Raw genomic sequence first — 9,188 nt, 5'->3', positions numbered from 1 at the left:
ACTTTAAGGTGTTTGATTTGGTATTCTTCTATGTCAATTATGGCTATGTCTGATGTCAGCATACTTTTTAGAACACCACCAAATATTTAATAAAATAATATAAATGACTTTCAATCAGAAAGTGCTTTTAACGATAGTAATATAGGATAGACCCTATAGTTGACACTGTATTTTTAAAAGAGTTTCGGCTTTTAGAAAGCATAAAATTTCTTAGATGTATCAATCTAATTCTAAAATAATTATTAATAATAAAAACTTGGGCTTGAACCGCCCCGTGATTTTCGGAGGCTCAACATTCTGAGAGAATACGACAATGAAAAGACAAACCTACACTCCTGAAATTAAAGAACGCGCCGTTCGTAAGCTGATCGAAGCAGCATGACGACTTTTACATCAGCAAGATTAAACGTATCTGGCAGGACAGCAAATGCCGTTACGGTACGTGTAAAGTATGGCAGCAGATGAAAGCTGACGGGTTAAAGGTTGCTCGGTGTACCGTCGAGCGTTTAATGAGTCAGCACGGCCTACAAGATATCTAGCGCGGTAAGGGTAAAATAACAACTCACAGCTGTGATGATCAAAAGCGTGCTGATGACTTGGTTAATCGTAACTTTAGCGCTCATCGCCCTAACCAGCTCTGGGTGGCAGACTTTACTTATATCAAGACATTGAGCGATTGGGTATATACCGCTTTTATTATTGATGTGTTTGCTCGCGCTATTGTGGACTGGAAAGTATCGAATCGGATGAATACCGATATGGTGATGGCGGCATTAAACCAAGCAATAGCAGATAGAAACAGTCCCAAAGATGTCATTCATCACAGTGATCGAGGGGTTCAGTACTTATCTATTCGCTATACCGATAAGATGACGGTCTCTGGTGTGATTGCTTCTGTTGGTACAACAGGCGATTTATACGACAATGCATTGGCTGAAACGGTCAATGGACTGTACAAGTCTGAGGTGATTCATTATTTAAAGCAGAACTGGACTGGTGTGAACGATGTTGAACTGGCAACCCTTGAGTGGGTGGATTGGTTCAACATGAAGCGTCTACATAGCACTATCGGTTATGTGTCACCCTTTGAGTTTGAAAAGCGGTATTATGATAATTTAACCCTGTCAGGCATCGCTGCCTGACTCAAGTAAATCAACCTCTGATATAGTCGCGGCGGTTCACCCAAACTCTAATTTTTTTGTGAACTATATATCGATACTGCTGCAACCTGGATGAAAAACACCTTTGAAGAAATCTCGTTAAACATCATGCATATGTAACGCCTTAGAAAAATAGTATTGAAATCGTTATCTCTACTTTTGTCGATCCTTATCCTCTGCAATAATGCTGACGTCTAATGTATCAAATTCGTATATTAGAGGCGCCTTATATGAAGAACATGACTAAGATAATGATAGCGGGTGTTTTAGCAGTAGGCACGTTGGCTGCTGGTTGCCAAAATGCTCCTAGCACGACTACTCCAACTACTCAAACAGTAACATCAAATGCCCTACAAGCCTATAACTGGCAGTTGATTGATGCCAATCGTAGCGATGGTGACAAAGTTACTCAGTTATTCTTCAATCCAGCGAAACCTTTAATTTTAAACTTCATGACTGCTGACGGTGATAACCGCGTTGCTTTTATGAATACCTGTAACAATATGAGCGCTGGATACAGCATTGTGGATGGTAACGTCCAAATTCAAAATGGTATCAGCACCTTAATGGCATGTCCTGAGCCACAAGCTAGTTTTGATACTGCTACACTAGCAACAGTACAAGGTAAATATAGCTTAAGCGAAATTGGCAAAAATCTACCTGTTCTAACCATTACCAATGCTAATCAAGTTGCTCATTTCAAAGCTATTTCTAAATAACTACTACAGGCATTTATACGAAAAACATGACTAAAGTAATGATGGCAAGTGTTTTAGCGGTAGGTACGTTAACTGCTGGTTGCCAGACCACTCCTAGCGTGACAGCGCCAGTTGAACAGACAATCACACCAAATCTCTTACAATCCTATAATTGGCAGTTGGTTGATGCCAAAGGGACTAATAACGTTAAAGTTCCTCAGCTATTCTTTGATCTAAACAACCCACTAATTCTAGAATTTACGAATGAGAACGGTAATAATTTTGTTAGCCTATTGAATACTTGTAATAACATGGCTGCTGGTTATAAAGTTGTGAATGGCAACGTACAGGTAGGCAATATAAGAAGTACCAGAATGCCTTGCCCAGAACCACAAGCAAGTTTTGATAAAGCGGTCGTGGACACCGTAAAAGGTAAATACAGCATAAGCATAATTGCCAACAATTATCCTGTCTTGACCATTACTAATGCCTATCAAGTCGCTAGCTTTAAAGCTATTCCTAAGTAAGTCTGTCAAATAAGTTGGTAAATTGTAAACAAATAACGCCTCACTATTAATTAGTGGGACGTTATTTTGGTACCTCAAAACTACTATTTAGTCTAACAAACCTTATATAATTGTTATTTTTGAAATGTGTCCGGTTCCCTAGTGAGGACTTGAACCTTAGACTGTGAGATATTGCTATTAGTATTCTAAATCTATTTAGATAAAATCAGTGTACATAGCAGTGTAACTTATAAAATGTAAGGTTGAGTATACAAACCGAGACGAATAATAATTATTCAAGCTTATCTTTCACTTTGAAAGGTTCTGAGAATTGTAGAATTAAGAAATTAACGACTGACAAGATGATCGCTATCTCATAACGTCCATAAGCAACAGAGATACCAATAGCAGCAGTATTCCATAGACTCGCAGCCGTCGCCGTGCCTTTTACGGTATTATCACCTTTAAAAATCGCCCCACCACCGATGAAACCCATACCTGTAATAATCGCATACATTATCCTTGCTTCAGGTTGGGAGCCATGATAAATATCGACAGCTACTAGCATGAAAGCACAGGAGGCAATACTGACTAATGGAAAGGTTCTAAGTCCTGCACCCTTATCTTTCATCTCACGATTAAGCGCAATCGGTAAGGAGAGTATGAAAGCAATTCCTAATTGAATCAGGTGATACACCATTAGTTTTAAGCTCAAATCAAATTCAAACATGTCTTATTACGCTCTTTAAAAGAAAGTTAAATGAACAAGGATAATTATCGATATTTTTAATGCGTCGAAGATGACTTATTACTGCGTAATTTACCAATCATGGTAACGATAGCCACGACAATAACACCGACGAATAAACCTACCAACGCATTTAAGAGCATGGTTGTCACACTTTCAAATATGCCAGTTAGGTGCGCTAAGTCTTCCACTTCATGGTGCAAAAAATCAATCCCATGCACTAAAATACCGCCGCCCACTAGAAACATTGCTAATGTCCCAGCAATGGATAAAAACTTCATCAGCTTAGGGGCCATAGATAATAAAATTCTACCTATTTTCTGCTTTGCACCGTTCGTCTGTTTCATTAGGTAAAGACCTAAATCATCCATTTTAACGATACCCGCTACTAAGCCATAAACGCCTACTGTAATGCCAATGGCAATAATAGACAGCATCACGCTCTTCTCTAAAAGCGTCGCTCCAACTGCTGAGCCGAGTGCAATTACGATAATTTCAGCCGATAGAATAAAGTCGGTGCGCACCGCACCTTTGATTTTGTCCTTTTCAAAAGCAACCAAATCAATCGTCTCATCAGCATTGGCACGTAGACGGGCTATTTGTTCTTCATCGTGAGGTAAGATATGTGGCCAGAACTTATGAATGATTTTTTCAGCACCCTCATAAGCCAAATAGACACCTCCGCACATCAATAAAAACGTGACTAATGGCGGATAGATGGCACTAATCAGCAACGCTAACGGCACTAATATAAGCTTGTTAACGAATGAGCCTTTGGCAACGGCCCAAACTACTGGCAGCTCACGGTCTGCTTTAACACCTGAAACTTGCTCTGCATTAAGGGCTAGATCATCGCCCAATACACCCGCCGTTTTTTTAACGGCAACCTTGGTCATAAGTGACACATCATCTAATATCACACTGATGTCATCAAGCAAGGTTAATAAACTGGCCCCTGCCATGTGTGCTCCTTTGCGTCTATTTATATAAATTAATTGATAGGTTTTTTATTAAAGTCTTTCTAATGTTTTTTGGTGTCACCGACAATCTTATCCATCAAAGCAAATAACAGGCCTGACAGTACAAACGTCATATGGATAATCACTTTCCACATCAATCTATCAGCATCACCTTCGCTCATCTCTTTAGGTATATCCATAAATGATTTAAGAAGATCAATCGCAGAAATGGCAACGATGGCACCAATCACTTTGAGTTTTAGCCCAGAGAAATTGATTTTCCCCATCCATTCAGGGCGGTCCTCATGATCTCCGGTATCAATTTTTGAGACAAAAATCTCATAACCACTAAATATGATGATGAGCAATAAACTTGCGACTAATGACATGTCGATAAGCGCCAACGTACCAACGATGACATCGGCTTCAGATGCACTGAACACATGGGTAATCATATGCCACAGCTCTTGAAAAAACTTAATAAATAATAAAATGATACCGAGCACCAATCCCAAATAGAAAGGGGCTAGCAGCCAACGACTATTAAATATGGTTTTTTCTAATCTTTGTTCAGCTTTGTTCAGCTTTGTTCAGCTTTGTTCAGCTTTGTTCAGCATTTGTGTCTCTTGTTGTTGGCAATATAAATGTTTGAATATGATGTCTATTATTAGGTAATAAAAAGCAATGCATGTTAGAAAAAAGGTTATACCAATTATTTGGCATAACCTGTTATTAACGATATTCTAAAATAATAATTTTTTGCTTTACATTGTTTACACTCTAAGCAGTGAGTTTTGCCTGTTGCTTACGATGTTTCAGTGAAGCAAGCAGCGCCCAACCAATAAAGGCAATACCGATCAGCCCCGTAATAAGCTCTGGCACATGGAATTTCACCGACAATAGCATGATAATGGCTAAAGCGCCGATGGCATAATGCGCGCCGTGTTCAAGATAGACAAACTCATCAAGCGTGCCTTTATCGACTAAGAAAATAGTCATCGAACGCACGAACATCGCACCGATTGCCAGACCAAGCATAATCACGATAACGTCATTGGTAATCGCAAAGGCGCCAATCACGCCATCGAAACTGAATGAGGCATCGAGGACTTCTAGGTATAAGAAGCCGATAATACCGCCTTTCATAATCGCACTGGTCGCTGCTGCGCCCGAGCCATTTTCTTTGTTTTCTAAATCTTCTTCGAGGTCACCTTCAAGCATACCCGAGACCACTTGTACGCCAAGGTATACCAAGATACCCCAAACGCCAGCGATTAGGACCGCAGTGGATTGCTCAGGATCAGCAAATGATACGGCAATCATCAACACGATAAGCGCCACAAAGACGCTCATGGCATCTACTTTGCCAAGCTTTGCCAAACGGCTTTCAAGCCAGTTAAACCAGTGCACTTCTTTATCGTCAAAGATAAAGTTTAAGAACACCAATAATAAGAAAATACCACCAAAGGCTGAGATTTCAGCATGGTGTGCCATTAAACGGGCAGAGTATTCTTCTGGTTGATACAAAGCCAGTTTGATGACCTCTACCATAGCAAGCTCAGCAGTTACCGCGACAATGACAATAGGGAATACCAAGCGCATCCCAAATACAGCAATCAAAATACCAACGGTTAAAAATATCTTTTTCCAAAATTCATCCCAGCCTTTCAGAACTGAGGCATTAACCACCGCATTATCGAATGATAATGAGATTTCCATGACGGCCAAAATAGCGGTAATAGATAAGGTTGCGATCAAACCGCCCATCCCGCCATGTGAATATCCCCACCATGCCGCGATCGCTAATGCAATGGCGGTAAAGATAAAGTCTAAATAAAAATTTCTCATGACACATCCTGTCTGGTTGCGTAACGCTAAGTGTATCTACTAAAAGTATGAGGCATAAAAAAAGTGGCTATCGTAAGCCACTTTCCTATGTGATTTTTGGTGGTGTTCTAAAAAGTATGCTGGCTATAAAAGTCAATAAAAAATCTATGCTAAGTTTACTGATTCTATAGGGCTTTCAAGGCTTTAAAAATTGTTCAAATTTTAATCAGCATACTTTTTGACACACCACCTGATTTTTAATAGAATATAAAGTATTTTTGAAAAATCTTCTATGTAGAATTGTCACTGTATCTTTTATGCTTTGGCGATTAAAAACACCTTATATTTTAATAATAATCCTAAGCATAAGATACTGATTAAATAGAATTATGCTACGTAGTTTAGCTTCTGTATTAGCCTTACTTAGAAAAATGCGAATTCCTCTCACAAATAAAATTTTGCTATTTTGGGTATACCCTAGCGAGACCAGTAAAACAGACTATAATTTGAGCTAATGAGTTACCTAGAATGGACAATGTTAGCAGGACTATTAATTGTCTAATAGTGATAGAAACTATGCCACCGCTGACCCCTCTAGTTGTTTTAGGCCAATCGTTCTCAGTCTTCCTTGGTCATCAACTTCTTTAATGACTAATAACCACTCCTTATTAATCACAACCGTATCGCCTGCTACGGGTGCCATCTTTAAGCTATCCTTAATATATTCAGCAACCGTTTGTTCCCACATATTTTTCGTGTTCAGGGTATCTTCTAGAGATTCGAATTTCATCCTATCGGTAAAGAAAGGCACATCTTTAAGTTTGACACTCGGCGATAGCATCCAATCGCCATAAAAATCATCGATGGCTCTACGGTCTAACGTAGTGTCATTAAAAACAGTCGCAATCTGATCGGCATAATCGCCACTCATGGCATACCATACGCTATCGCCAAATTTGAGCTTAGTCTTTTCATTAATTGCCAAGATTTGCTGACCACGCACCAAGGCAAAAACATGGATTCCTTCAGGGCTGATACGCGTAGATATATCCCTCGGATGACGACCAATTGCAAACGCCCCTAACTTTACCTCAAATTCATACAACGTAATACTTGCTCTATCTGACACCCACACTTCATGCTCTTCTTTTGGGCCCTTATTGTTAGGAATACGCACCTTAAACAGATTGGCCATAAAAGGAATGGTCGTCCCTTGTAACACCAACGATAAGACCACCACCCCAAAAGCGATATCAAACAGCATAAAGGCATTGTCTACCCCTGCAATCACTGGCAACATGGCAAGGGTAATGGGCACTGCACCACGTAAGCCGACCCAAGAGATAAAGCCGATCTCTCTATTTTTAAATTTAAACGGTAAAACACTGGTATAGACTGCAATAGGACGAGCCACTAAAATCATAAAGGCAGCAATGGCCACTGAATAAGGCCAAACTTCAAGAACGTTCGATGGCGTGACCAATAGGCCCAATACGACGAATAACACCGCTTGCGACAACCACGCAAAGCTGTCCATCACGCGCATGACATGCTCAGTTGAGCGTACCTTATGGTTGCCAATCATAATACCAGCGATAAAGACCGCGAGAAACCCACTACCGCCCAGTAAGTTAGTGGCAGAAAACACTGCTAAACCCGCCGACATTATTAAAATGGCATACATACCTTCTGCCAAATGTATCTTGGGTAATAATCGAGATAGGAAATAACCAAAGAACAAGCCCATTCCTAAACCAAAACTAAGCTGTTGTAATAGTAGGCCTAAGAAGCCTAACGCTGTCTGTCCGGCAGGATCAACATTTAAAGCAATCAACCCAGTGACTAACAGAATCGCTAAAGGGTCGTTGGCGCCCGACTCTAATTCAAGCGTGGCTTGGACACGATCATTTAATTTAACACCGCCATTACGCAACAGTGAAAATACCGCTGCCGCATCGGTTGAACCCACGATTGCTGCCAGTAATAAGCCAAAGCGCCAATCGACATCCAGCAGCCATGTGACGAATACACCCAGTATCATGACTGTCGCAAGTACGCCCCAAGTGGCCAGTGTGATGGCTGGTTTTAAGCCAACTCGGAATGATTTAACAGAGGTGCGCAACCCACCATCTAACAAAATACAGGCTAGGGCTGCTTGTCCGACAAAATTGGCTATCGCATATTGAGAAAATTCAATACCCAAGATACCTTCTTCACCAGCGAGCATCCCGACGACTAAAAACAATAGCAAAAGTGGAACACCCAAACGCGCCGATAACGTACTTGCCATGATACTGGCGAAAATTAATACTGCTCCTACGAGATACACGATATTTAAGGTATCCATGTTTCATTAAGCCCTATTTTATAATACTAAGCTGTTTTAACCAGAACGGGAGTAACATTTACCCATTGCTTTCAACGGTTAATTATTGTTTTAACATACTCCTTAAGAATAACTGAGGTATGCTTGTATTTTGGTAAATATCTTATTATATTTTCGCTAAATGAGTCATATTATGAAAAAAGAGACACTGACAGGACTGTCTATTATTACATTTGCAGCATTTTATATTTGGATTCAAAATGGCAGTAACCCATCTGATAAAAAAAGAAACACTGAACTCGAACAAGCTCAAAAAACATCAAAGATTGCATTGCTAACGAAGTGCCAGAAAGCAGTACAGCCCATGCTTAAAGGTTTTAAATCTATGGACATTAAACGAAAAAACACAGACTACAGACGATTAAATAATGGTAACTTTGAAGTCATAACACATTACTATGCTGAAGATAACTTGGATGCGGCCCCGCTCATTATCGTCGACTGCTTATTCGATAAAGATGGCAGTTTATTAGAAACAGCGCAGGTTAAATAACTTCCAGTATAGCTATGGAGCTGTAGTAAATAATACTTAAATATCACACCTTTTTCTGAAATTTTTTAAGCTGCTCATGATGCTGGCCATTTGCTCAGCCAGTTTTTTAATATCGGATTGAGTAGTCATTGCTTATTCTCCTGTTATTGAATTATAAGCAGTTGCACAATTTTTAGGAAAAGCTTTTCAATCTGGAATTAAATTACTGGTTCAGTTGGGGTATACCCGAGCGGAACCGGCTAACTCACCCTTCAAACCCATTGATAGACCATTTAAAATGGGCTAAAGCAGTAAAACCACTTCAAGCGTACTATTATTAGCATATTTTTAATAAAAAAAAGCCAACCATAAGAGGGTAATGCCAGTCAGTTAACGCTGACTGGTATTTTTTTTGGGATATTTTTGTGGTTT

Annotated in this window: 8 protein-coding genes and 2 pseudogenes; 4 read left to right on the top strand and 6 right to left on the bottom strand. The window is 39.8% G+C overall.

Features of this window, described 5'->3' with window-relative positions:
• Nucleotides 1–377: 377 nt before the first annotated feature.
• The 3 genes and pseudogenes from JFC07_RS12680 to JFC07_RS12670 all read left to right on the top strand — a co-directional run.
• Nucleotides 378–1,142, top strand: a pseudogene (locus JFC07_RS12680) (IS3 family transposase); the annotation flags it as partial.
• A gap of 248 nt (nucleotides 1,143–1,390) precedes the next feature.
• Nucleotides 1,391–1,879 (top strand): META domain-containing protein, encoded by a 489-nt coding sequence (locus JFC07_RS12675; RefSeq protein WP_068408276.1) that lies wholly within the window; start codon nucleotides 1,391–1,393, stop codon nucleotides 1,877–1,879.
• A 26-nt stretch (nucleotides 1,880–1,905) separates the two neighbouring features.
• Entirely contained in the window at nucleotides 1,906–2,385 is a 480-nt protein-coding gene (locus tag JFC07_RS12670) for an META domain-containing protein (protein WP_102076412.1), read from the top strand.
• A gap of 271 nt (nucleotides 2,386–2,656) precedes the next feature.
• Here the strand turns inward: JFC07_RS12670 and JFC07_RS12665 are convergent, their stop codons facing one another.
• The 5 genes from JFC07_RS12665 to JFC07_RS12645 all read right to left on the bottom strand — a co-directional run bounded on the left by JFC07_RS12665 (nucleotide 2,657) and on the right by JFC07_RS12645 (nucleotide 8,245).
• Nucleotides 2,657–3,094, bottom strand: a complete 438-nt coding sequence (locus JFC07_RS12665; protein WP_193030764.1) for an MgtC/SapB family protein — start codon at nucleotides 3,092–3,094, stop codon at nucleotides 2,657–2,659.
• A 56-nt stretch (nucleotides 3,095–3,150) separates the two neighbouring features.
• Nucleotides 3,151–4,074, bottom strand: coding sequence for a DUF808 domain-containing protein (locus JFC07_RS12660; RefSeq protein WP_198329191.1), 924 nt, complete (start codon nucleotides 4,072–4,074; stop codon nucleotides 3,151–3,153).
• A gap of 59 nt (nucleotides 4,075–4,133) precedes the next feature.
• Nucleotides 4,134–4,655 carry a TIGR00645 family protein gene (locus tag JFC07_RS12655; protein ID WP_198329192.1) on the bottom strand — a complete coding sequence of 174 codons (522 nt, stop codon included), beginning with the start codon at nucleotides 4,653–4,655 and terminating at the stop codon, nucleotides 4,134–4,136.
• Nucleotides 4,656–4,851: 196 nt separating this feature from the next.
• Complete coding sequence (locus JFC07_RS12650) at nucleotides 4,852–5,919, bottom strand: DUF475 domain-containing protein (protein WP_198329190.1); 1,068 nt, start codon at nucleotides 5,917–5,919, stop codon at nucleotides 4,852–4,854.
• 553 nt (nucleotides 5,920–6,472) lie between these two features.
• Nucleotides 6,473–8,245, bottom strand: a complete 1,773-nt coding sequence (locus JFC07_RS12645; RefSeq protein ID WP_068408286.1) for a potassium/proton antiporter — start codon at nucleotides 8,243–8,245, stop codon at nucleotides 6,473–6,475.
• Between the two features lie 172 nt (nucleotides 8,246–8,417).
• On the opposite strand from JFC07_RS12645, the gene JFC07_RS12640 reads away from it, so the two are divergent.
• Nucleotides 8,418–8,777: a hypothetical protein gene (locus JFC07_RS12640; protein WP_227678333.1), complete on the top strand. Its 360-nt coding sequence runs from the start codon at nucleotides 8,418–8,420 to the stop codon at nucleotides 8,775–8,777.
• A 48-nt stretch (nucleotides 8,778–8,825) separates the two neighbouring features.
• Here the strand turns inward: JFC07_RS12640 and JFC07_RS13405 are convergent.
• Nucleotides 8,826–8,906, bottom strand: a pseudogene (locus tag JFC07_RS13405) (transposase); the annotation flags it as partial.
• Nucleotides 8,907–9,188: the final 282 nt, after the last annotated feature.

This window comes from Psychrobacter faecalis, from assembly GCF_016107575.1.
Lineage (GTDB): Bacteria > Pseudomonadota > Gammaproteobacteria > Pseudomonadales > Moraxellaceae > Psychrobacter > Psychrobacter faecalis.
This window is presented reverse-complemented; position numbering and strand designations above follow the sequence as displayed.

What these genes read in the sequence shown, in the direction of transcription:
- JFC07_RS12675 (WP_068408276.1), top strand. Translation starts at nt 1,391, where the DNA reads ATGAAGAACATGACTAAGATAATGATAGCGGGTGTTTTAGCAGTAGGC.
- JFC07_RS12670 (WP_102076412.1), top strand. Translation starts at nt 1,906, where the DNA reads ATGACTAAAGTAATGATGGCAAGTGTTTTAGCGGTAGGTACGTTAACT.
- JFC07_RS12665 (WP_193030764.1), bottom strand. Translation starts at nt 3,094, where the DNA reads ATGTTTGAATTTGATTTGAGCTTAAAACTAATGGTGTATCACCTGATT.
- JFC07_RS12660 (WP_198329191.1), bottom strand. Translation starts at nt 4,074, where the DNA reads ATGGCAGGGGCCAGTTTATTAACCTTGCTTGATGACATCAGTGTGATA.
- JFC07_RS12650 (WP_198329190.1), bottom strand. Translation starts at nt 5,919, where the DNA reads ATGAGAAATTTTTATTTAGACTTTATCTTTACCGCCATTGCATTAGCG.
- JFC07_RS12645 (WP_068408286.1), bottom strand. Translation starts at nt 8,245, where the DNA reads ATGGATACCTTAAATATCGTGTATCTCGTAGGAGCAGTATTAATTTTC.
- JFC07_RS12640 (WP_227678333.1), top strand. Translation starts at nt 8,418, where the DNA reads ATGAAAAAAGAGACACTGACAGGACTGTCTATTATTACATTTGCAGCA.